Origin of the sequence: Sphingobium sp. TA15 (assembly GCF_037101235.1) — a bacterium.
Classification (GTDB): domain Bacteria; phylum Pseudomonadota; class Alphaproteobacteria; order Sphingomonadales; family Sphingomonadaceae; genus Sphingobium; species Sphingobium indicum.
Window position 1 is genome coordinate 3,417,052 of sequence record NZ_AP025355.1, and the last position, 24,472, is coordinate 3,441,523.

Here is a 24,472-nt window from a genome sequence, read left to right on the forward strand (position 1 = left end):
GGCTACCGCGAGAGCGAGGCGCCGATGCGGGCGATCACCAAGGGGGCTCCCCCGTCAACCCAGGAAGGAGGGGCATTTCGCGGCCATGCCCTATGCGAAGGTGCCGGCCTTCATGGTCAAGCTAGCCGAGCGGGAATCCTTCAGTAGGTTAGCGCTGTGCTTTGCCATCCTGACTGCCGTGCGATCGGGTGAGGTGCGCGGAGCGGTGTGGGAAGAATTCGACCTGGAGGAGAGGCTCTGGACGATCCCAGCTGCGCGCATGAAGGCAGCGCGCGAGCATGTCATTCCCTTGTCAGCCCCGGCACTCGCTATCCTTCGGACAAGCCGGAAGCGGTCGATCGTGTTGGTCGAAGCAGACAAGCGACCAAGCGCCACTTCTTGCCGTTAGCTTTGAGTTCACGTCAGCTGAAGCGGACATCTCCTCGAATGCACCTCCTGCATGGCGGCCGAAATAAATCGGGACACACATTCATTTGTTCTCGCGCGGTTGCAATCGGATGAGCTCAGAGATTTGTCTTCGATACAGTGCCGAGCGGACAGTAGCTCGGAGGGACCTAACGCTCTCGCATGGCTTCCTTCGCTTTGTTGATGGGCTTCAGCAGATATTGAAGCACCGTCTTGCGTCCCGTGCGGATTTCGACATTGGCGACCATGCCCGGCATGATTGCATGTTCGCGCCCGTCTTTCGTGCGCAAGCTGGAGTGGCGCGTACGGACATAGACGCGATAATAGACCTGCTCGCGGTTGACCTCGTCCTGCAAGGTGTCCGGGGAGATGCGATCTACCGTCCCGTCCAGCGTGCCATAGATGGATGGGTCATAGGCGGTGATCTTGACCGTGGCCGGCTGGCCGGGGCGGATGAAGGCAATGTCGCGGGGGCTGATGCGCGCCTCGACAAGCAGTTCATCCTCCAGCGGAACGATCTCCATCAGGGATCCGCCAGGCTGGATGACGCCGCCAATTGTCGTGACCTCCAGATTCTTGACGATGCCGCGCACCGGCGAGATCAACCGGGTGCGGTTAAGCTGATCGCGGCGTCCGCCGATGACCTGGTCGATGACATCGAGTTCGGACCGGGTCTTGGCATATTCCGCGTTGGCGTCGATCACATATTGGTTGCGCAGGGAATCGAGCTTGGCCTGCAGCTCATTCTCCTGCCGCTGAAGCTGGATGATTTCGACCCGGTTCGCGGCGCCCAGATCCACGAGCGGCTCCGTCATCGCCAGTTGCCGCCGCGTCAGGGCAAGTGACTGACGCAGACTGGCAGTGGCAACCTCCAGATTTTCGCGGCGGGACCGGAGGAGCTGCATTTCGCGCGCGACAAGCGCGGGGAGGGCCTGCACATCCGCACTGAAGCGCGGCATGCCGCCATTGATTTCCGCCTCCAGCCGGGCGGCCGCGGCTTCCAGCGCGCGCGCCTTCGCCTCCGCTTCGCCGAGCATCGAGCTGAAGCGCGCGCGATCCAGCGTCGCAAGTTGCTGACGCGGCTTCACTATGTCGCCTTCATGGACGAATATGCCGTTGACGATGCCGCCTTCCAGACTTTGTATCACCTGCGAACGGGATGGCGGCGTGACCTTGCCCGGGCCCACGGCAACCTCGTCCAGAACGCCGAAATAGCTCCAGATGAAAAAGGCGATGACCCCTGCCGACACCAGCGGAATGATGCGCAGGCTACCGATCAGGCGGAGCCAGCGGCTTTCCTTTTGCGGATCGATGCGGGCATAGATGTTGGCGGTCATCGATTTTGCTCCGCCCGCGATACAGGCGGTCTTTGCAACTGTGCCAGAACCCGCGTCTTCGGGCCGTCCACCGTGACCCGGCCGCCATCGATGACGATGATGCGGTCGACCAGTTCCAGCAGGCCGGGACGATTGGTGGTGACAATCAGGGTGCGGCCGACCAGCCAGGCGCCCAGCTGGGCGACGAGGTTACGCTCGCTGATCTCGTCGAGCGGGGCCGTCGGCTCGTCGAGCAGCAGGATGTTGCTGTTGCGCAGCAGAACGCGCGCCAGCAGCAAGGTCTGCCGCTGTCCGCCGGAAAGGCCTGCGCCGCCCTCCTGCAGTAACAGGTCCAGTCCCTTGGGCTGGCTTTGCAGCAGGGGCAGCCCCCCGCTCACGCGCAGGGCCTCCAATATCTGGTCGTCAGTCGCGCCCGGCGCTCCGATCAACAGATTTTCCCGAATGGTGCCCAGGAACAGTTGCGCGCCCTGGCCAAGATAACCGGTGTCGCGCCTGACATCGACGGGATTGATCAATGTCATGGCGGTGCCGTCCAGCAGCAGGTCGCCGCCGGTAGGACGGGCAAGGCCCGCCAGCAGCCGCAGGAGCGTCGATTTGCCCGCGCCGATCCGCCCCAGCAGGGCGACCCGTTCCCCGGCACTGATCGTCAGCCGGTCGATCGTCAGCGCGGGAGCGGATTCGGGATCATAGGCAAATCGCAGATCCCTTGCCTCATAATGACCGCGCAGGCCGCTTCGGCGCAGCAGGCCCTGTTCGGGGTCGTGATCGACGGGCTTGGCAAGCAGGTCATCCAGTCCCGCCAGTGCCACCTTGGCATTCTGCCAGCGGGTGAAGATCTGGCCAAAAGGCACGAACAGCACGAGAGCGCGACTGGTGAGGATGGAGCAGGCGATGACCGCGCCCATGGTCATGTCGCCGCTCATCACGCGGAAGGCACCGGCCAGGATCACGACGGTATAGGCCAGTTGCTGGAGCGTCTGCGTCCAATTGGTGAAGAATGCGGCGACGAAGCGTTGCTCCGCGCCGACCCTGGTATTGGCGAGCGTCAGCCTTTCCCACATGGACTGGAAACGGGGTTCGGCCTGGGCGGCCTTGATTTCATCGATGCGCTCTATGGATTCGACCAATATGGCGTTGCGAAGCGCCGCTTCGCGCATTCCTTCGCCAGCCAGGCGCGCCAGCGGCCGCTGTAGCAGGATGCCCGGAACGACGATCAGCGCCGCCGCGCCGATCAGAACGAAGGTCAAAGGACCTGCGAGGAGGGTGAACAGCGCCAGGAACAGGATGATGAAGGGCAAATCGATCAACGCCCCAACGGTGGTTGAAGTCAGCATCTCCCGCACCTGTTCGATGTCGCGCAGCTGGGTGATGAGGGCGCCGGTCGAGCGCGGACGTGCGTCGTTGCGGATGTCGAGGGCACGGGCGAAGACGCGCGCGCTGATCTCCAGGTCCGCCCTGCGGCCGATCCGGTCGACGAGCTGGACACGGGCGGTCCGCAGCATCAATTCAAGCAGCAGCGCCATGCCGGCACCCAACGCCAGCACCCAGAGCGTCGGCAGAGATTGCGCCGGAATCACGCGGTCCCATACCTGCATCGCGAATAGCGATGTGGCAAAAGTCAGCAGGTTGCCGACCAGTGATCCAATCATCACCTCACCATAGCCGCGCCTGTCGCCCATGATCACATCCCAGAGCCACGACCGGCTGGGCTTGCGCAGAAATTCGTCAAGACGGGCATCGCGCGATTTGGTGGAAAGCGGTTCGACAAAGCCGATCCGGCCGGTAGCCTGCACCTGCAATTCGGCAAGCGATATGTCCGTCGGCGCATCGCGGCGAAGCGCGGGCATCGTGATCCGGGCGCTGTCCCCGTCCCGCGAGAGGAGCAGCACCGACCGGCCGTCGCGTAGTTCGACAATGGCGGGCAGCAGCATGGCCGGGATCGTGTCGATCGCCATCTGGATGATTTCGAAGCGGATGCCGGACAGGCGCGCGGCGTGCACCAGAAGCTGCTCCATGTCGGCATCGGGCGACCAGTATAGCCGCGTCATCAACTCGCTGCTCGTTACCTGCACGCCTTTCAGAGTGGCCAGTCTGGCAATGGCGCTGACCCAGGGATTGTCGGAGACGTCGGAGAAATCAGCCATGCTCTTCCTCTCCTTCGGTCAGGCGCGCGGGAAGGCCGAGCGAGGGCCGCAACGTTCCACGGACATTTTCAAAACGAATGCGCGCCGCCAGCACGTCATATTCGGCGACGATGCGAGCGCTGGCCGCGCGATAGATTTCCAGCTGGGTGTTGAGCAATTCGGTCAGGGTGCGCTTGCCGAGCTTATACTCCTCGAAGAAGATGCGGCTTGCTTCCTCCGCCTGCTTTTCCTGATGGCTGAAGGCTTCGATGCGCAACGCACCGCCGCGTATTTCCTGCCGGGCCGTCAGCGCCCGGCCTCGCGCATCCAGCAGCACGGAGTCGCGCGCTGATCGGGCGGCACGGCGTTCTTCCTCCGCCGCGCGGACCTGATAACGGGTTCCGCGCTTGTAGAGGTCGCCTGTGACGGTGACGAGGGCCGAAAAGGCGTTGTTTCTCTCATTATATGTGTAGTTGTTGCGCGTATAGCCCAGTTGCAGTCCCAGTTGGGGGTAGCGCTCCGCCTTGGCCTGGCCGACTCGCGCGGCGGCGGCCTGTTCGGCCTTGTCCGCAGCGACGATGGCCGGAAGAGAGGCAAAGTCGGGCTCTTCCTCGGCTGCGCCGAAGCGGGTGATCTGCGGGTTCGGGTCCTGATAAACAGTCGGCATCGCCCCGGTCAGATTGGCAAGCGCGGCGCGGGCGGTGATGAGGGACGATTCCGCCAGGATTGCATCCCCGCGCGCACTGTCCACGCGAACATTGGCAAGCATCAGGTCGGATTTGTCGGAAATCCCGGCATCGACGCGAAGGCCGATCAATTCACGCAGATGCTCCAGCGCCTCGACCTGTCTTGCGGCCTCCCGCCCAAGCAGCTCGAACCGCTTCACCTGGAGGAAGGCGAGAGCGGCCTGTTCGGCAAGCTGATCCGCTACCGATTCCAGTTCATACCGACGCTGCTCCTCGGTCGAGCGGGCATAGCCGATCTCCCCCTTCGCCCGACCGAAATCCCATATGCGCTGCTGCAAATAGAGGCTGGGCCCGGCCATATTGTCGTTAAGCCCCGAACCGCTTGATCGGGAAAACATGTTCGGCCCCAGATTGGCCTGATAGGTCAATTGCGGCGTCCAGGCGCTTTTGGCCGCGCCCAGATCGGCCTGACCGCGCGCAAGTGCCGCATTGGATCGCGCGATCTCCGGATGCCTGGCCAGCGTCATCGCAACGGCGCCAGCAATGTCGATGCTGGCCTGGCCTACGTCCTCGACAGAGGGCTGCGCGACCTGCGCCGCAGCCGGCAGTCCCGCCATCATCGACAGTAAGGGCGCGCTGGCACGCCATGCACCGTTTTTCATGCTTCTCCTTGTCATTGGCCGATCTTTGTCGGCCTTTCCCCTGAAGATCCTATATTCAGACAACGACCATTACAGGGTCCTCCACATAGATGTTGGTGGTGCCCAAGGCGTAATGATCGAAGGCCTGCCCGTTGATCAGCGTCTGCCCCTGCAAGGTTGCGCCAGTCATGGTGACGCTGTCGTTGAGATCGCCTGTGACGATCAGTTGATGGCTTGCCTCCGTGGCGCGGATGATGCCGGCTTCCGTCAGCGTAATCTGTCGCCCTGCATCGCCGACACCCAAGTCGATCCGCTCGATATTGCGAATGTTGTTTACGGCGTCGAGGTTCAGCACCATCCCCGTCCCGCTGTCGATCAGCAGCGTGTCGACGCCGGTTCCGCCATCGATCGATGCATCGGCCGCGTCATGGACGAGCACATCATTACCCGTCCCGCCATTAAGGGTGTCGGCACCGGCTCCGCCGCGCAGAAGGTCATTACCGCCGTTGCCGTTCAGCGTATCTGCGCCGCCATGGCCATAAAGCCTTTCGTTCGCGGCCGTGCCATTGATCGTGTTGGCGCTGGCATTGCCTTCCAGCACGGCGCTTGAACCGCTGGCGTTCAGCAGGCTCAGATTGGCAAGCGTGCCTGTGGCCGAACTGGCCGTCAGCCCATTCATGTCGGTCGCGGTGATCGTCGTCGTATCCAGCACGTTAAGGCCGAGCAGCGTCAGATCCTGATTGAAATGAACCGTGTTCAGCAGTTCATTGATGGCCTGATTGCTGATCGGCCCACCGTCGAGCGCCGTGACGGTCAGGACGGAGGAGGGCGCCAAGATGCCCAGCAGCCCGGGATTGTTGGCAATGGAAACCTGCAGGCCCAGTTCAGCCGCCAGAGCGGTGGAAGCCGTCAATGTGAAAGCGCCCAGATTGGCCGACAGCAAGGGTGCGAAACGCACCTCGACGCTGCGCAGATTATTGTTGGGATCGTAGGCGGTGAGGGACTGGGTGCTGAGATCGATCAGGCCCAGCGCTTCTGCCCCCACCAGCCCCAGCAGGGAAGTGCCGCTGGCCTGCACGATCGGCGCCTGATTGACGTTGGTGATCGTGAACTGTTGCGCTTCCACATCGCCGATATTCCCGGCGGAATCGATGACGCGGACGTTGACGCCATGCTGGCCGACGGCAAGCGTACCGGGGCCGTAGAACCAGCTCGTCCCGCTGGCCGTCGCGGAAACCCAGGCACCTCCATCGATCTGGATTTCCACCCGTTCACCAGCGCTGAGGGGCGCGGTCAGGGTGCCCGCTATCGTGGGGGCACTATCCTGCGTCGACCAATCGCCGACCACGCCCGTATCCTGGGTAAGGGTGGTGATGGCGATGCCGGCGGTCGGCGCGACCGTATCGATGGTGACGGAATAGACTGGCGATGGGCTGCTGGCATTGCCGGCGCTGTCAAGCTGGGCAACGGTGAAGCCATGCGATCCGTTCGCCAGCGCCCCGCCGGGCGTGAAGCTCCAGTTGCCGCCGCCGTCAGCAACGGTCGTACCCAGCAACGCGCCATTGTCGAAGATCTGGACGGTCGATCCGGCTATCGCCGTCCCGCTGATTTGCGGCAACACGTCATTGCTGATGCCGCCATTTGTGACCGTGCCGGTCTGTTGGGCGACATCGTCCGTGACAGCGGTGATCGTCGGCGCGGGCGGCGGAGTGAGGTCGACCGTCAGGGTGAAGGCGGCGGAAAGGGGACCGGCATTGCCCGCCTCGTCGGCGGCCGACGCGGTGAAGCTGTGCAGCCCTTCGGCAAGCGGGCCGACGGGAGATATGCTCCAGTTGCCGCTGGCGTCAACCACGGCCGTGCCCACGGGACTGCCATTGTCGAACAGCGTCACCGTCGCGCCTATTTCGCCTGTGCCTCGAATCTCGGGCGCGCTATCGTTGGTAAGGCCGCCGTCCGTGATGCCGCCGGTGAACGCTGCCACATCGTCGATCGCCACCGTGATGGCAGGAGCAGCCGGAGCGGCGGTGTCGACATTGATGGTGAACGCGCCCGACGCAGGCCCGAACGCGCCACCGCCCAGCGCTTCGGCTGCGGTCAGATCATGGGTGCCGTCGGTAAGGGCGGTGGTGGGCGTGAAGCTCCACGCGCCCGATCCGTCGGTGGAAGCGGTGCCGATCTGCGTGCCATTGTCGAAGATGGCGAGCGTGGTGCTGGCCGGTCCCGTTCCGCTGAGCGTAGGCGTGGCATCGTCCGTCACGCCGCCGTTCAGGACCGGTCCGTTTACGGCGCCGACATCGTCGCTCACGCCGCCGATGACGGGAATGCCGCCCGCCACCGCGATCAGCGTGAAGTTGAATGGCGCTCCCTGAAGGCTTTCATTGCCGACCGCGTCGATTGCCGAGGCCGTGATGCTATGGGCGCCCAGTGCCAGGGGGGAGCCGGGGGTAAAGGTCCAGTTGCCCGAACCGTCCGCCGTCGTGGTGCCGATCGCGGTGCCATTGTCGAAGATGGTGACCGTGGCAAGCGCCTCGGTCGTGCCCGACAGGACCGGCAAGGCGTCGTCCGTCAGGCCGCCGGGAGCAATGGGGGTCGGCGCGCCGCCCACATCGTCGCTGGCCTGGGTGATGATCGGCAGGCTGGGCGCAGCCGTGTCGATGGTGATGGTAAAGGGTGAGGACAGGCCACTGCTGTTGCCTGCCGGATCGGTGGCGACAGCGGTGAAATTATAGGTGCCGTCCCCCAGCGGCAGTGCCGGCGTGAAGGTCCAGTTGCCCGCCGGATCGACCGACGCGTTGCCCGCTGGCGTGCCGTTGCTGAAGATGGCGACGGTGGATCCCGGCTCGACCGTTCCCGACAGGGTCGGCTGGACTTCGTCGGTCGAGCCTCCGGCCGCGACCGTGCCGGTGATCGATCCACTATTGTCTGCCGCGGCATCGATGACGGGCGCAGCCGGGGCCGCGCTGTCGATCGTCACCGCATAAGCGGTTGAGGCGCTGCTGCCGTTTCCGGCGGCATCCACCGTCACGATGGTGAAGCTGTGCGCACCATCGCTCAGCGGCGCGAGCGGCGTGAAGCTCCATGCGCCCAGGCCATCGACGGGGGCGGTGCCGATCGCGACACCATTGTCCATGATGGTGACGCTCTCGCCTGGGTCCGCCGTGCCTGATAGGGTCGGCTGCGCGTCATTGGTCAGGCTGCCGTTCGGGATCGGGCCGATTGCTCCCGGCACATTGTCGCTGATGCCCGTGATCGCGCCGGCATTGGGCGAAAGCGTATCAATCGTGATCGCGAAGGAAGCAGACAGGCTGCTGACATTGCCTGCAGCATCAACCGCGCGGGCGCTGAAGCTATGCGGCCCGTCCGGCAAGGCGATGGCGGGCGTAAAAGCCCAGTTCCCCGAACCATCCACGGCGGCTGTGCCAATCTGCGTGCCATTGTCGAACAGCAGGACCGTGGCGCCGATGTCGGCCGTTCCGGCGATGGCGGGCCGATCATCGTCCGTCGCAGCGCCGGGAGAGATCCCGCCCGTTGATCCACCCTGATCATCGGTCAGGGCCGTGATCGCGGGTGCCGCCGGTGCGATGGCGTCGATAACGGTCGATGCCGGGCCGGAGACATTGCCCGCCGCATCGCTGGCCGTGACGATCACGGTCGTCCCGTCTGGAACCACGCCGATCGGATCGAAGGTCCAGTTGCCGGATGGATCGGCGGTGACGCTGGTGTCCGCCGACCCGTTGCCGTCCAGATCGATGTTGATCGTCGCGCCGGCTTCGGCCGTGCCGGTCAGCACATCCCCGTTGCTGGGGCTGATCGTGGGTGCGCCGGGGGCAGCGGTATCGATCGTCAGCAGGAAGGGGGCCGATGCCGCGCTTTCATTGCCCGACCCGTCCGTCGCGGTCACTGTCAGGCTGTGCGCGCCCTCGCTCAGCGGCGCGCCCGGCGTGAATGTCCAGTTGCCCGACCCATCGACGGTGCCGTTGCCCAGCAGCACGCCATTATCGTAGATGGAAACGGTTGCGCCCGCTTCCACGCCGCTCCCCGCCAGCAAAGGCTGGGTGTCGTTGCTGGTCGCGCCGCTGGACAGCGCGGACAGGACAGGGGCGACATCGTCCGTTGCGCTGTCGAAGGTGGGAATGGGCGGCGGCGTGCTGTCGATCGCGGTCGTGACGGTTACTGTTGAAGGTCCAGAACTGTTGCCCGCGCTGTCGCTTGCCGTCGCGCTGACGAGAGTGCCGTTCCCCAGTGGCGTGCCAAGGCCGACCGACCATTCGCCCGCACTGTTGGCGGTCGTGGTCGCGTCGGCCGCTCCATCGCCATTGATGTCGATGGCGATCGTGGCCCCCGCCTCGGCCGTGCCGGATATGGTGTTGCCGTCCGTAGGGTTCATGGCGGGCGCGGCAGGGGCAGCGGTGTCCACCGTGATCACGAAGGGGGATGACGGACCCGAGATATTGCCTGCTTCATCCGTTGCCGTGACGGAAAAGCTGTGCGCGCCATCGGTCAGGGCAGCGGGCGTGAAGGTCCAGTTGCCGCTGCCATCGGCCGCCGCCGTGCCGATCTGCGCGCCATTGTCGTAAAGATAGACCGTCGATCCTGCTTCCGCCGTGCCGCTGAAGGTCGGCTGGACGTCATTCGAGCTTGCGCCATTGGCCAGCCCGCCGATGATCGGCGCGACATCGTCGACGATGCCGGTGATGACGGGCGCCACCGGCACGTCAGCGTCCACCACGCGCGATGCTGGCGGGGAAAGGTTGCCCGCGGGGTCGCTTGCCGTGACGATGACCGTAGCACCGTCGGGCAGCCGGGCGTCGGGGACATATTGCCACTCACCCGTTCCATCGGCTGTGACCGTGACATCGACCGTGCCGTCGCCGTTCAGATCCAGATTGATCGTTGCCCCCGGCTCCGCCATGCCGCTCAATCCAGCGCCATTGCTCGGGCGGATCGTAGGCGTGTCTGGCGCGACGGTATCGACCGTCAGCACAAAGGCTGGAGAGGCGTCGCTCTCATTGCCGAAGGCGTCGGTTGCCGTCACGGTCAGGCTGTGCGCGCCCTCACCCAGGGCGTCGGTCGGAGTGAAGGTCCAGTTACCGGCGCCATCGGCCGTTGTCGTGCCGATCACCGTGCCGCCGTCATAAATGGAAATGGTCGCGCCTGCTTCGACGCCGCCGCCCGCCAACAGTGGCCGAACGTCGTTGGTCGCGCCGCCGTTGCTGAGCGGACCCTGTGCCGGATCGACATCGTCCGTGACGCTGCCCAGGATCGGTATGGCCGGAGGAGTCGTGTCGAGGCCGGTATCCACGATGGCCGAGCCGGGACCGGACCGGTTTCCTGCCGCATCCGTCGCCGTTGCGCTGACCTGGGTGCCGTTCGCCAGCGATGTCGGCAGAATGATGCGCCACTCACCATTGGCGTCGGCTGTCGTCGTCGCATCGGCAATGCCGTCCCCATCGGTGTCCAGCTCTATCGTCGCACCGATTTCGGCAGTGCCGGAAATCGTCGTTCCGTCGGTTGGTCCCAGGACAGGGGCTGCAGGGGCGATCGTATCGACCGCAAAGGCAAAGGGGGGCGAAGCGGCGCTGATATTACCCGCTGCATCAGTCGCGGTCACGCTGATGATGTGGGCACCCTCGGCCAGTGGGGCGGCCGGCGTGAAGCTCCAGGCGCCATTGGCGTCAGCCGTCGTCTCGCCCAGCAGCACGTTGCCGTCATAGATGGAAAGCTTCGCTCCAGCCTCGGCGGTGCCGCCAAGGGTCGGCTGCCTGTCGTCGGTAGCGCCGCCGCTGGCGATACCGCCGATGATCGCTCCGACATCGTCCGTCAGCGTGACAAGGACCGGCGCGGCCGGGGCGCTCAGATCCAGGGTCAGGGACGTGGGCGGCGAGACATTGCCGACGGCATCCGTGGCGGTGACCGTGACGGTGGTGCCGTCCACCAGCGGCGCGGCCGGGGTGTAGGCCCAGCGTCCGTCGGTTCCCGCGACAACGGATGCATCGGGCGCGCCATCGCCATTGAGATCGATATTCACGGTCGAACCGGCTTCGGCCGAACCGTTCAGCATGGTTCCGTCCGTGGGGTCGATCGTCGGCGCGGCCGGAGCCGCTGCGTCCACCGTGATCTGACTGGGTGTGGAGACATTTCCAGCGCTGTCCACGGCCGTAACGGATATGCGGGTGCCGTTGGCGATGGGATTGGGCGGCGTATAGGTCCAGTTGCCGTTGGCGTCGGCGGTCACGCTGGCGTCGATGGAACCATTTGCATCCAGATCGATGCGAACGGTTGCCCCCGCTTCCGCCGTGCCGGAGAGGGAGCGCCCATTGCTGGGGGATATTGCCGGGGCGGCGGGAGGCGTCTGATCGACAGGCCCGGCAGGCCCTCTGTTGCTACCCCCGCCGCCCGCTGCTGCGGCGATGCCACCCCCCAAAACAAGCGCGCCGAGACCAGCGAGCAGCCCGTCGCTGATCCCGCCGCCTGCTGCCGCTGCTGCGCCAATACCGCTGGCCATGGGCGTGTAGGCGTAGCTCAGCGCCTGGCTCGTGGCATCGGTGGCAAGACCGCAGGCGGCATCGGTGAAGCTTACCAGCCATTCGCCCGCACTGGCTGGGTCTGCGACGAACAGCTGGCTGATGTCTTCAGTGGGACAGGCGAAATAGCCATCCAGTCGGATGGTAGATCCGTCGGCGAAGTGGATGATGAGGTCATCGCCTTCGCGCAGCATGGAGGAAACGCTATTGGGCGGAGCGACGACCTTTATGACGGATTGGGGTTGGACGGAGACGACCGCGTTCCGGTCAGTTACAGCCGTCTTCTCTGGAAGCTTCGATCCGCGTTGCTGGATCTCGACATGCTTGTCCATCCACCATCTCCCACTGAGGGCCGTGGCTGTTTTCGTCACCCAAGGGTGGCGCGTGCCACAATCGCCTAACGACTCATGAATACCACTTGATATGGGCCAGGAGCAACAATAAATCCTTTATTTACAATGGATTAACTGAAGATTGGCTGTAGAAGAGGCTGCCTCGCGCGCCTGTTCACCATGGTGCAAAATGGAAAAATCGGCCGAACAGGGTTGGAATTCCCTAGCGGCTCGCCCCGTCGAAAGCCGATGGTCTGAAGAGCAGGGCGTTATCGACTGAAACTTGAGATCTTCCAGAAAGTTCCATACCTTAGCTGGCTGTGTGTGGAGACAAAGAAAAAATTACGCGATCGACGAAGGATCTTAACAGCAATTGTCCGCGACCATGTTTAAGAACTATTCTGCTGATCCGTTTTGGAGCTCATGAATATTCGCTTCCTGGTTTCGCCGCTGGTCGGCAGTCTCTTGGCCTTGCCCACCGCGGCATTGGCAGCTGATAAAAAACTGAACATGGAGGTGAGCGTACGGGTCGTTACGCCATGTATGATTGAGCTAGAGAGAGTGCGCTGCGCCACAGTTGAGCATTTCAATAGCAGAGTCACGCGGGTCGGGGCGGCTCCCGTTCTGCCTGGTCCTAAACCCCCTCCTGGGGCTGAAGCAGAAACGCCCCTGCAGATTTTCATGCAAGAAGTGACGTTTTAACGACTGGTCGGCAACCTATTGAAAAGGAGAATCAATTTTCAAAACCATTCCTCCGTGCTTGCGGCGAATTGTGCTTGTTGCCGGACTATCTGCAAAAATCGGATGTTCGCTTCCCACAGGTTAAGCGTTTGATTTTCACGAAAAATCGACGTTCGATACAGTGGGAGGTTGGAATGGACCATTGCGCCAAGCGTTTGATGACTGCGATCACAATGGCTGCGTTATGCGCCATATCTCCAGGCCAAGCCGCAACCACGACGACGACTTTTCCGGTAACGGCTTCGGTGCTGACGGCCTGCGCGGTCAGTGCCAACCCTCTTAATTTCGGCAATTATGATCCGACCTCTGCGACGCCTCTGGATGCGACGACAAACCTGTCGGTCCTGTGCACCGTGGGGACGTCGTTTACAGTAGGCTTGAACGCCGGGGCAGCGAGCGGAGCAACGGTCACGGCCCGCCGCATGGTCAATGGCGCCAACATCCTGAACTACGCGCTTTACCGGGAAGCGGCCCGCACCAACATATGGGGCAACACGCCGGGAACGGATATGCCGCCCGCGACCACCGCGCCAATATTGCCGACAGCGCTCACCGTTTACGGGCGCATTCCCGCGGGCCAAAATGTGCCCGCCGGAGGCTATGCCGACACTGTCACTGTCACCGTGAATTACTGACGCCTGTGATCGGCCAAAATTTGCGCGGAATGATTGCCGCCCTGCTCGCTTCGTTTCCGGCAGCTCCGCTTTGTGCGGCAAGCCTGAAGATTTTCCCGGTACGTCTGCTGCTGACCCAGGACGAGCCGGTGCAGACGATGACGATCGCAAATAGCAGTGACACGCCCACTCGCGTGCAACTGCACATCTATAGCTGGCGCCAGGACGGCGAGGAAGACCGGCTGGAGGAAACTCGGGAGGTGCTTGCCAATCCGGGGCAGTTCGAAATTCCTGCTGGCGGCACGCAGATCGCGCGTTTCGGATTGCGTACAGGGATTGGCCCGCAGGAAAAAAGCTATCGCGTCATTCTGGAAGAGATACCTGGAATGCGCGCGGCCCTGCCCGGGCAGGTCGAAACCCTGCTGCGCGTCAGTATTCCGATCTTCGTTCCCCCCTCGCGTCCCAGCGGCCGCCTGTCCTGGCGCGCTTGGCCTTCGGGCAACCGCAACCTCACGCTTGCGATCCGGAACGACGGCAATGCGCATGTCCAGATCAATCGGCTGAGCCTGACGAAGCGCAATCGGCGAGAGGTGGGCCGGCAGGACATGTCCACCTATCTGCTGCCCGGATCAGAACGGCGCGTGACTGTGCCGCTCGGCGCGCCGGTCGCCGCGGGAGAGGCGCTCACCGTCATCGCGATGACCGATCAGGCCGAAATGAGCGCGGACCTGGTAACAGAAGGGCCGCGCCATGAAGAAGCGACCCCTTGAGCCGATCATGGTCGCGCTCTGCCTTCTGTCCGGCCCTGTCTTTGGCCAAGAGTCCGATCCCGCTCGCCCGCCAGCCTTGACAGGACCTGAACCAGAAATGTTGCTGGTGGAAGTGGCGGTCAACGGCGATCTGCGTCCCGGCGAATATCTGGTCGCGCGACGACACGCGCGCTGGCTGATGCGACCGGCCGATCTTTCCCGATTGCGAATCGCTATCGGCACAGATGAAGCAGTGACGGTCGAGGGAGAAAGATTCATCGCCCTGCCGCCCGCCATTTCCGCCGGGCTCGACAGTGTGCGGCAACGGTTGGAATTGAACGTGCCGACGGATTTTTTCGAAGGTCAAAAGCTGTCCGCATCCAATGATCGGCTCCCGCCGACGGAGGGTGCCCTTGCCGCTTTCCTTAACTATGATGTTTCTCTGAACTATCAGCGTGGACTGAACGGAAGTGGATTTGTCGAGACCGGGGTGTCCGACGACTGGGGGTTGCTGGCAACCACGATGGGCTTCGGACAGGGTTTGGGCACAGGCGATGTGGTTCGGCTGGAGAGTTATTATCTGCGTGACGATCTTTCGGGCCTTGCCAGGTTGGTCGTGGGCGACACGGTCACGGCGGCGCCGGATTGGTCGCGGCAGGTTCGCTTCGGGGGCGTGCGTCTCGGTACGGACTTCAGTTTACAGCCCAACCTTATTACCTTTCCGACGCCTTCTTTTGCCGGACGTACTGCCGTTCCTTCCAATGTCGAACTACTGGTCAACAACGCATCCCGCTACCAGGGCCAGGTCGATCAGGGACCCTTTTCGATTAACCAGGCGCCGCTGGTCACGGGGGCAGGCGAAGTCACGATCGTGCTGCAAGACGCGCTGGGGGTCGAACGACGGGTAAGGACCAGCTATTATGTCAGCCCCAGGCTGCTCGCACGAGGCCTTGCGGCCTGGTCGCTGGAAGCGGGAGCCGAGCGACAGGATTATGGCATCCGCAGCTTCGCCTACCGCAATCCTTTCGTCGCGGGCACATACCGACGGGGTATAGCGGATTGGTTGACGGCCGATGGGCGAGCAGAGCTTAGCAAAGATGTGCGCATGGCGGGGGCTGGCGTCACAATGGTCTGGGCGCCTGTGGGCGAATTCGGCCTGGTAGTCGCGGGATCGCAAGGAGGGGATGGGCGAGGTGGGATGTATCGCCTTTTCTACAGCCGTGTGTCGCCCGCCTGGAATGTGGCGGTCAGCTATCAGCGCGCGTCGCGCCGCTTCGACCAGCTCGGCATTGATCGCGATCAGGACCGCATCGCCAAACAGATGCAGGCATCGGCCGGCGTGTCGCTGGGGGGCGGCGGCAGCGTCGCGCTGACCTGGACAGACCTTCGCTACGGCGATGGCAACGGGGCCAAGATCGCCTCCGCCAACTATAGCCTGTCGCTGGGCAGCCGCGCCTTTCTGAACCTTTATGCGATCCGCAGCGACCTGCGAGACGCGGGACATCAGACTTTGTTCGGCCTTGGACTGACTCTACCGCTGGGTCAGCGCAGCAGTGGCTATGTTCAGGCGGACCGCCGCAACCAGCTGGCGGAGCTGCGGCAGACGCCCCCGATGGAGGGAGGCTGGGGCTATCGCCTATCGGCAGGCACAGGTGACAGCGACCGGCAGCAGGCGGAAGCGCGATGGCGCGGGGATGTCGGCGAAGTCAGCCTGGAAGTGGCCCGTCAGGGGAGTGAGGAGGGCGTCCGCATGCTCGCCAGCGGCGGCTTGCTGATTGCCGGCGGCGGCATTCGCCCCACGCGACGGATCGAAGGCGGGCTTGGTGTGGTGGAGGTGCCGGGGCATGCCAATGTCCGCATCTATCAGGAAAACCGGCTGATCACCCGGACAAACTCCAATGGAATCGCGATCATTCCTGACCTTCGCCCTTATGAGGCCAATCGACTTTCGCTGGCGCCGTCCGATCTGCCGTTAGACACGCAAATGCCCGATGACCGCATGATCGTGGTGCCTCGGTATCGGGGCGCGGTGGCTGCGCGCTTCTCCATCGAACGGCGGAACCCCGCCACCGTCATTGTTACCATGGCGAACGGTCAGCCGGTCGAACCGGGAGCGGACGTCATGGCGAGCGACGGAAGCCAGCTGTTCGTTGGCCAGCAAGGCGAAATATTCCTGCCTGACTTCAAGCCGGGGACCACGCTGAAAATCGATATCGGTCAGGGGGAATGTCAGGTCACCTTGCCGGCCGCAAAGGCGGGCGAGACCCTGCCACGGATCGGCCCTGTCGTCTGCCATCACGGTGATGCGCGATGAGAAGGGTAAGGTGGCTGTTCGCGCCGTTTGTCGCCCTGTCAGTTCCCACCCCGGCGGAGGCGGCGTGCAATGGCCTTGCGGGCTGTTCCTGCACGGTTACCGCCTCCGGGGTCAGTTTCGGCAACTACAATCCTCTTTCCTCCACTCCTAGTGACGTGACGGGGACAGTGCAGGTCAACTGCACTTTGCTGCTTGCGCTCGCGGGGTCGTTCACGGTCGATCTGAGCGCCGGCGGTTCAGGCGCCTTTTCGCAGCGAAGGCTAAGGCGGGGTACAGACAGTCTCGCCTATAATCTCTACACGGATGCCGCCCGGACCCAGATTTGGGGCGACGGCACGGGCGGATCGACGCGCGTCACTCGCAATTTCGCCGCGCTATTGAACTTTACCGATACGATGACGGTGTACGCTAGGCTACCCGCAAGGCAGAATGTCTCCGCAGGCAGCTATAGCGACACGATGATTGTGACTGTGACCTATTAGATCTGCTCTCCGACATCTGACTTGCCAAGCCGGAGACGGCGCGGCGGGTCCATCAGCGGATCGGCACCGGACTCGATTGGGCCTATGCCTCGGGCTACCGTGAGAGCGAGGCGCCGATGCGGGCGATCATCAACGTGCAGCATAGCAGCGGCTTCTGCGGCCGACCCTTTTGCGGCCGTTCAGCTGACGATTTTGGATCCGTAGGTGCAGATGGTTCGCTAGCCGGCTCAGCTTGATCTCGGCGCTCAGGCTCGATGGATTTTACTGAAGGGATCGAGATGCCATGAACCTACACTTGCTGGATCATCGCCGTCGTCTGGCTGGCCTCTAGGAAGCCGGGGATAGCTAGCTTGCGCAACTTGGCCATGGATAGCTTAGCCGTACCGGGGCGGGTCAGCACTCTTCCGCTCCGGCCGGGAGAATGGCGCCTCTAAGCTGTCTGAGCCAGGGGCGGTGCCGCGGCGGCAAGTCTACCGTAGCGTCTTCCGACGCCTTTTCCTGCATCCTTGGCGGCGTAAAGAGCTTCGTCTGCCCTAAGCCGCAGTTCCACGGTATTTGCGGCGTCTTCGGGCAGACACGCGAAGCCGATACTGGCGCCTACCCGGGCTGGCACGCTCTGGCCGGTTTCGTATGCGTGGCGAGAAATGGCAGCAATTAATCGGTCGGCAAGTGGGCCGACTTGGTCTGGCACCATTCCCCGCACAACAACCATGAATTCGTCGCCTCCCATGCGCGCGAGCAAATCATCGTCCCCGAGTGCGTCGCGCAGTCGACGTGCCACCTGGGTGAGCAGGAGATCGCCAGCACCATGCCCGAACCGATCGTTCACCTCCTTGAAGCCATCGAGGTCGATGCTGATAAGCGCCATCTGCCGCTCCGCATCAGGAACTATCCGACTGAGGGCTTGATCCATCCCTTGTCGGTTGAGGACGCCGGTAAGCCAGTCGTGCTCGGCCAGATGGCGGGCGTGGGCCTGCGCTGCCAGGGTCTGCAACATCGATCGATGAAAGGTCATGATGATCTGCATTGCACCCAGCAAAAATGGTGGTGTGATTGGGAGGATAACGAGAAGCCATGGCTCGGCGGATGTGACTGCGCCGGTCACAAACGGGATGTCGCAAAGTAGAACGAGCAAGAACGCAAAGCGCGGAGCGGCATAGTTGCGGGCGCAGATCGGTCCGATCATTGCCATAACGAGCGTCGCTGAAAGGACGCTAAGGACAAGATCCCCCGAGGAAATGATCGTGAATGCAAGCAGGCCCTGCAAGGTGCACCATAGGACGGACAAAAGAACGGACCTGTCAATTGTCGGCAGGTGAGTCGAGCTACGCTGGGCCCGACCTTGCCATTCGATCACTCTACAGGCAGCAACCGCCACCTCGCCTGCGATGAACAACCAGTAGATCGGCTGTCCGCTGCGATGCCATGCAACCAGTTCGATGGTCAGCGCGCAACAGGATCCCATCAGCGCGGCCAGCGGCGTGGTGAGAAGTTGCGCTAACAAAAACTCGCGGCCGGCATCGTCGACGTCATTTGTCGGCTTAAAGAGCCACTGCGCCGCCCGAAGTCGGCAGCTAAGCCTTGCTCGACCCGATATGTCTACGGCAGGTTGACCCATAGCCCAAATGTGACCGGAACGCCTTCAAAAAAGGTTAATCATTCGCCGCGTTGAGACATCTTCGTGGATCAGGGGCGATATTCAGCGCCTCTGGTCACGACATGCATGGATAGTATGCAAACGGCGTCCACCTGGTCTGGCGCCATGGGTCCGCCGCTTCAAGCTGCCTGATTGCAGACGACCCATTCTTGCCCCTCAACCGCGCCATCTCCTTACTCTCCCGATCGCTGCGGCGCTCTTGCCGAGCCTTTCACGGCCAGAGCTTGATTCCGCAACCTGCGAGCAGAAATCCTGAGCTGCCCGGAAACCGCCTTGTCTCCAGCCGATGACGATGGTCTTGCCGCCCCTTCTTGACCCATGGATGATATCACGGCCGGAACAGTCCGTAGATATCCGGATGGACGGCAACCGGGGACATATCGATCTTCCGCCGGTTGACAGGCCGGCGCCTGACGCTGCCTGCCGGTCGTTTTGCCGGGGAGAAAAGGCGTGGTGAGGGTAGGGAAGCAGCTTGATCATGCCGGTCTCTCCGCTTCGCAGGCGCGGGAGCGGCTGGCCGAGGATGGTCCCAACGAGCTGCCCCGCCCGAACCGGAGGACGCCGCTGCGGATCGCGGCGGAAGTGCTGCGCGAACCCATGTTCGCCATGCTGCTGGCAGCCGGGATCATCTATCTGCTGCTTGGTGACAGGACGGAAGCGTCGGTCCTGCTCGGCTTTGCGGGTCTGTCCATCCTTATCACCATCGTCCAGGAAGCGCGGACGGAGCGCACGCTGGAGGCGCTTCGCGACCTGTCGGCACCGCGCGCGCTGGTCATCCGCGATAACGAAACGGTGCGCGTCCCCGGCCCTGAGGTCGTGCATGGCGATATGCTGGTGCTGGAAGCGGGTGATCGCGTCGCGGCTGATGCGCTGGTGATCGAGGCGCAGGAGATGGAGGCGGACGAATCGCTGCTGACCGGGGAGGCGGTTCCGGTTCGCAAGCGTGCCGCCCGAACCGGCGAACCGGATCGGGCCGAACCGGGCGGCGACGATACGCCTTATCTTTTTTCGGGCGCCGTCATCACGCATGGGCGCGGCATTGCGCGGGTGAGCGCCACTGGCCTGCGCAGCCGCATCGGTCAGGTCGGACGGTTTCTGGAGACGTTGGAAACGGAAGTCCCGCATCTCCAGAAGGAAACCGCGCGGATTGTCGGCCTTTGCGCCATCGGCGGCGTGGCTGTCGCGCTGCTGGTGGTCCTTCTCTATGGCGGCTTGCGCGGCGACTGGATGGCTGCGCTGCTTGCCGGGATCGCGACAGCCATGTCCTTGCTGCCCGAAGAATTCCCCGTGGTCCTCACCATCTTCCTCGCCATGGGCGCGTGGCGCATCGCGCAGGTGGGCGTGCTCACGCGCCGCGCGTCCGCCGTCGAGGCTCTGGGCGCCGCGACGGCGCTATGCACTGACAAGACCGGGACGCTGACGCAGAACCGCATGACAGTCACGGAACTGTGGCTCCCGTCAGGGGAAACGGTGCCGCTGAGCGACGGATTGGTCTTGCCCGAATTCCATGCCCTGATCGAAACTGCGGCGCTGGCCAGCGCCCCGGTGCCGGTCGATCCGATGGAGGTTGCCTTCCACAGTGCCGCGAGGGATGCCCGCGTTCCGATGCGGGAAGGATGGCAACTGGTTCACACCAATGGGCTTCGGCCCGATCTGCTGGCTATGTCCAATCTGTGGCGGACAGGCGCGGAAGGAACGCTGACCGTAGCCGCCAAGGGCGCGCCGGAAGCCATAGCCCGACTTTGCCGGCTGGATGCCGCAGCGTATCAGGCGCTTGATCAGGCCGTTCGCGCCATGGCGGCCCGGGGCATTCGCGTGCTGGGGGTGGCCAGCGCGACGATCGCGCCGGAGGATCGGGACAAGGGGCATGAAGCGCATGACTTTTCGCTGCTCGGGCTGGTCGGCCTGTCCGATCCGCTGCGGGCGGGGGTTCCCGAAGCGATAGCGCAATGCGCCGCCGCTGGTGTCCGGGTGGTGATGATCACCGGCGACTATCCCGCCACGGCCCAGGCGATCGCGGCGCAGGCGGGAATCGCTTCGGACGGAGTCATGACCGGCGATCAGGTCAGCGCGCTATCGGATACCGAACTGGCCGAGCAGGCGAAGGAAATGACCATTTTCGCCCGCATCATGCCCGAACAGAAGCTGCGCATCGTCTCCGCGCTCAAGGCCGCGGGAGAGGTCGTCGCGATGACCGGCGACGGGGTGAACGATGCGCCTGCGCTCAAGGCGGCGCATATCGGCATCGCCATGGGCAAGCGCGGCACGGATGTGGCGCGCGAGGCAGCAGCCATCGTCCTGGTGGAGGATGATTTCGGCGCCATCGTCGTCGCCATCCGCCTTGGCCGCCGCATCTACGACAATATCCGCAAGGCCATCGGCTTCATCTTCGCCGTGCATGTCCCGATTGCGGGGCTTGCCCTTTCCCCGCTGCTGCTGGGCCTGCCGCTGGTGCTGGGTCCGATCCAGATCGCCCTGCTCGAAATGATCATCGATCCTGTCTGCGCGCTCGTCTTCGAAGCCGAGCGCGCAGAACAACACATCATGCGACGACCTCCGCGCAATCCCGCCAAACGCCTCTTTTCCATGGACCTCATCGTCCCAAGCGTTCTTTACGGCGGCATCGCCTTCGCGCTGCTGCTGGGGCTTCACATCGCCATGACATATTGGGGCTTTGCACCCGATCGAGTGAGGACCGTCCTGTTCTTCGGGCTGGTTGCTTCCATCATGGCGCTGGTGCTGGTGAACCGATCCTTCAGCACGTCGCTGACCCGTGCGCTCTGGCGTAACAATGCGTCGCTGCGCTACATGGCGGCTGCCGTGCTGGCAGCGTGCGGATTGATCCTAACCCTGGAGCCGCTGCGCCGCCTGCTCCACTTCTCCCAGCCAGATCCAGCAGATTTGCTGTTCCTGATCTTGCTGCCTGTCCTGCTGCTCTTGCTGTGCGAAGGCATGAAAGGCTGGCAGAAAAATATCAGCCCCTGATCCTTCGCTCTCCCTCATTCTGCGGGCGCGAAACATCTCGCCATGGCTTCGTCATCCGACGACGGCTTGCCGCATGGGTCGAGGTCATGGAGGAATGCGATGATGTCCGTCACTTCCTGGGCTGACAGGACAAAACGGGGCATATTCCGGTGACCGACCTCCAGCCCCTTGAGCAATGCCGGCCGCAAAGCATCGACCGGATATTGTCGATAAAGATTCCGGAAGGGCGGCGCGAGCGGGTCGGGGCTGTTGCCGGCCTCGCCGATGGCATGGCAACTCGCGCAACGCCGCTCGGCCAGTTCACGCCCTCGGGATACATCTCCAGCATTCCCGGCCGCGGCCATGGTTGCGACACTCGTCAGCGCGAGGCTGATTGCGATGGCGACCTTCCACATGGCTCTTTACCCCGATGACAGGAGGTCTGAATAAATCCGAAGCCTGCTGCTGTCCAATCCCGTCAAGCCTTGAGCGCCACGGGCTTGCCGACCCTGCGCGAGGCCGAGATGCTTCCGCCCTCGAACTAGGGCGGTGGGCGTTCACAGCGGCTGCCGGTTGAGCCGGAGCGCGTTGGCGACCACGCTGACGGAGGACAGCGCCATCGCGGCGGCGGCGATCATCGGGGACAGCAGGATGCCGAAGATCGGGTAGAGCAGGCCGGCCGCGACCGGTATCCCCGCCGCATTGTAGATGAAGGCGAACACCAGATTTTGGCGGATGTTGGACATGGTCGCCTGCGACAGGCGCCGCGCCCGGACGATGCCGTTAAGGTCGCCCTTGAGCAGGGTGACGCCCGCGCTTTCTATCGCCACATCGGTGCCTGAACCCATGGCGATGCCCACATCGGCGGCGGCCAGTGCCGGGGCGTCGTTGACGCCGTCCCCGGCCATCGCCACGATCCGGCCTTCCTTCTTGAACTTCGCGACGACCGCGCTCTTCTGGTCGGGCAGGACTTCGGCCTCGACCTCTTCGATCCCCAGTTTCGCCGCGACCGCCTCGGCCGTCGTCCGGTTGTCGCCCGTCAGCATGACGACCCGGATGCCTTCCTGCCGCAGGGCCGCAAGCGCCTGCGGCGTCGTTTCCTTGACCGGATCGGCGATTGCGAAGGCGCCCGCGACTTTGCCGTCGACGCCGATGAAGATAGCTGTAGCGCCCGTGCGGCGAAGGTCATCCGCCTGCGCGCTCAGTTCGGAGGGGTCGACGCCCTGATCCTTGAGGAACGCCGCATTCCCCAACACGATCCGCTTGCCGTCGACGGTACCAAGCGCGCCTCGTCCGGTGGGCGAGTCGAAGTCGGCGACCTCAGGCAGATCGAGTTGCCGCGCCCTGGCGGCCTCGACGATGGCGAGGGCCAGCGGATGTTCCGATGCGCGCTCCACCGCCGCCGCCAGCCGCAGGACTTCCCCATCATCGAAGCCGGTTGCGGGCACGATCCCGGTCACGGCGGGACGCCCTTCGGTGAGGGTGCCGGTCTTGTCGACGACCAGCGTGTCGACCTTCTCCATATGCTCCAGCGCCTCGGCATTCTTGATCAGCACGCCGAGCCCCGCGCCGCGCCCGACGCCGACCATGATCGACATGGGCGTCGCCAGACCCAGGGCGCAGGGGCAGGCGATGATCAGCACCGCGACGGCCGCGACCAGGCCATAGGCGAAGCGCGGCTCCGGCCCCCATATGCCCCAGCCGATGAAGGCGAGCATGGCGATGCCGATCACGACCGGCACGAACCAGCCGGAGACCTGGTCGGCCATGCGCTGGATCGGCGCGCGCGACCGCTGGGCCTCGGCCACCATCTGGACGATGCGCGCCAGCATCGTATCGCGCCCGACCTTCTCGGCGACGATGACGAGAGCGCCGGTCTGGTTGAGCGTGCCGCCGATCACCTTGTCGCCCGCCGCCTTGGTGACCGGCATGGATTCTCCCGTCACCATCGACTCGTCGAGCGAGGAACGGCCGTCGGCGACGACGGCATCGACCGGCACCTTCTCGCCGGGGCGGACGCGCAATCGGTCTCCGGCGGCGACCAGATCCAGTCCGATCTCTTCGTCGGTGCCGTCCGGCCCGATCCGGCGCGCGGTCTTGGGCGCAAGGTTGAGCAGCGCCTTGATCGCGCCGGAGGTGCGCTCCCGCGCGCGAAGCTCCAGCACCTGCCCCAGCAGGACCAGCACCGTGATCACCGCCGCCGCCTCGAAATAGATGGCGACGCTGCCGTCCGCTCCCCGGAAGGCGGGCGGGAAGACGCCCGGCGCAAGCGCCGCGACCATGCTGTAGGCCCAGGCGACTCCGGTGCCCATCGCGATCAGCGTGAACATGTTGAGGTTGCGGCTCCTGAGCGACGCCCAGCCGCGCTCGAAGAAGGGCCAGCCCGCCCACAGCACCACCGGCGTCGCCAGCAGCAGTTGAATCCAGGTCGAGACCTTCATCGGCACCAGATGGTGGAGAGCAGGGAAGACATGTCCGCCCATCTCCAGCAGGAACACCGGCAGGGCCAGCGCAAGTCCGATCCAGAAACGGCGGGACATGTCGCGCAGTTCGGGACTTGGCCCGCTTTCGGCGGTGACCGTGGCGGGCTCCAGCGCCATGCCGCAGATCGGGCAGGCGCCCGGACGATCCTGACGGACCTCCGGATGCATCGGACAGGTCCAGATCGTCCCCGCCGGAACATCGGCCTGCGGGGCAGGGGGACCGAGATAGCGTTCGGGGTCGGATACGAACTTGGACCGGCAGCCCGCGCTGCAGAAATGATAGGTCATTCCGGCATGATCCGCATGATGCGGCGTCTTCACGGGATCGACCGACATCCCGCAGACCGGATCCCTGGCCTGAGGCCCGCCGGAAACATCCGCCTGATCATGATGATGGTGATGTTCATGCGTCATCGAGCA

Annotated in this window: 14 protein-coding genes; 7 read left to right on the forward strand and 7 right to left on the reverse strand. The window is 63.9% G+C overall.

Annotation, left to right across the window (positions count from 1 at the left end):
- The first annotated feature begins 112 nt into the window (after positions 1-112).
- The gene (locus tag Sj15T_RS16770; protein ID WP_253720708.1) at positions 113-388 is read left to right on the forward strand and encodes a tyrosine-type recombinase/integrase; all 276 of its coding nucleotides are present in this window, start codon (positions 113-115) and stop codon (positions 386-388) included.
- 166 nt (positions 389-554) lie between these two features.
- On the opposite strand, the gene Sj15T_RS16775 is transcribed toward Sj15T_RS16770, so the two are convergent.
- Genes Sj15T_RS16775 through Sj15T_RS16790 form a run of 4 tightly spaced genes read right to left on the reverse strand, consistent with a single transcriptional unit; the run spans position 555 to position 12,048 of the window.
- The gene (locus Sj15T_RS16775; protein ID WP_013039220.1) at positions 555-1,742 is read right to left on the reverse strand and encodes an HlyD family type I secretion periplasmic adaptor subunit; all 1,188 of its coding nucleotides are present in this window, start codon (positions 1,740-1,742) and stop codon (positions 555-557) included.
- Positions 1,739-3,886 carry a type I secretion system permease/ATPase gene (locus Sj15T_RS16780; protein WP_013039221.1) on the reverse strand — a complete coding sequence of 716 codons (2,148 nt, stop codon included), beginning with the start codon at positions 3,884-3,886 and terminating at the stop codon, positions 1,739-1,741. Before Sj15T_RS16780 ends, Sj15T_RS16775 begins: the two co-directional genes overlap by 4 nt.
- Positions 3,879-5,213 carry a TolC family protein gene (locus tag Sj15T_RS16785; protein WP_338756155.1) on the reverse strand — a complete coding sequence of 445 codons (1,335 nt, stop codon included), beginning with the start codon at positions 5,211-5,213 and terminating at the stop codon, positions 3,879-3,881. The genes Sj15T_RS16780 and Sj15T_RS16785 overlap by 8 nt, the downstream gene beginning before the upstream one ends.
- A gap of 55 nt (positions 5,214-5,268) precedes the next feature.
- Positions 5,269-12,048 carry an Ig-like domain-containing protein gene (locus tag Sj15T_RS16790; protein WP_013039224.1) on the reverse strand — a complete coding sequence of 2,260 codons (6,780 nt, stop codon included), beginning with the start codon at positions 12,046-12,048 and terminating at the stop codon, positions 5,269-5,271.
- Between the two features lie 423 nt (positions 12,049-12,471).
- Here Sj15T_RS16790 and Sj15T_RS16795 point away from each other — a divergent pair, with 423 nt between their 5' ends.
- From Sj15T_RS16795 to Sj15T_RS16815, 5 genes are all read left to right on the forward strand, one after another.
- Positions 12,472-12,750, forward strand: coding sequence for a hypothetical protein (locus Sj15T_RS16795; protein ID WP_148225530.1), 279 nt, complete (start codon positions 12,472-12,474; stop codon positions 12,748-12,750).
- A 77-nt stretch (positions 12,751-12,827) separates the two neighbouring features.
- Entirely contained in the window at positions 12,828-13,424 is a 597-nt protein-coding gene (locus tag Sj15T_RS16800) for a spore coat U domain-containing protein (protein ID WP_235181741.1), read from the forward strand.
- A 29-nt stretch (positions 13,425-13,453) separates the two neighbouring features.
- Positions 13,454-14,173: a fimbria/pilus periplasmic chaperone gene (locus Sj15T_RS16805; RefSeq protein WP_041385687.1), complete on the forward strand. Its 720-nt coding sequence runs from the start codon at positions 13,454-13,456 to the stop codon at positions 14,171-14,173.
- A complete protein-coding gene (locus tag Sj15T_RS16810; RefSeq protein ID WP_013039228.1) occupies positions 14,154-16,466 on the forward strand; it encodes a fimbria/pilus outer membrane usher protein in 2,313 nt (770 codons plus the stop codon). The genes Sj15T_RS16805 and Sj15T_RS16810 overlap by 20 nt, the downstream gene beginning before the upstream one ends.
- A complete protein-coding gene (locus tag Sj15T_RS16815; protein WP_013039229.1) occupies positions 16,463-16,948 on the forward strand; it encodes a spore coat U domain-containing protein in 486 nt (161 codons plus the stop codon). The genes Sj15T_RS16810 and Sj15T_RS16815 overlap by 4 nt, the downstream gene beginning before the upstream one ends.
- Positions 16,949-17,378: 430 nt before the next feature.
- On the opposite strand, the gene Sj15T_RS16820 is transcribed toward Sj15T_RS16815, so the two are convergent.
- Positions 17,379-18,566, reverse strand: a complete 1,188-nt coding sequence (locus Sj15T_RS16820; RefSeq protein WP_013039230.1) for a GGDEF domain-containing protein — start codon at positions 18,564-18,566, stop codon at positions 17,379-17,381.
- Between the two features lie 489 nt (positions 18,567-19,055).
- Between Sj15T_RS16820 and Sj15T_RS16825 the strand changes: the two genes are divergently transcribed.
- Positions 19,056-21,590, forward strand: a complete 2,535-nt coding sequence (locus tag Sj15T_RS16825) for a cation-translocating P-type ATPase (protein ID WP_013039232.1) — start codon at positions 19,056-19,058, stop codon at positions 21,588-21,590.
- 14 nt (positions 21,591-21,604) lie between these two features.
- On the opposite strand, the gene Sj15T_RS16830 is transcribed toward Sj15T_RS16825, so the two are convergent.
- Positions 21,605-21,985 (reverse strand): c-type cytochrome, encoded by a 381-nt coding sequence (locus Sj15T_RS16830; protein WP_013039233.1) that lies wholly within the window; start codon positions 21,983-21,985, stop codon positions 21,605-21,607.
- Between the two features lie 141 nt (positions 21,986-22,126).
- Positions 22,127-24,466, reverse strand: coding sequence for a heavy metal translocating P-type ATPase (locus tag Sj15T_RS16835; RefSeq protein WP_013039234.1), 2,340 nt, complete (start codon positions 24,464-24,466; stop codon positions 22,127-22,129).
- Positions 24,467-24,472 lie beyond the last annotated feature (6 nt).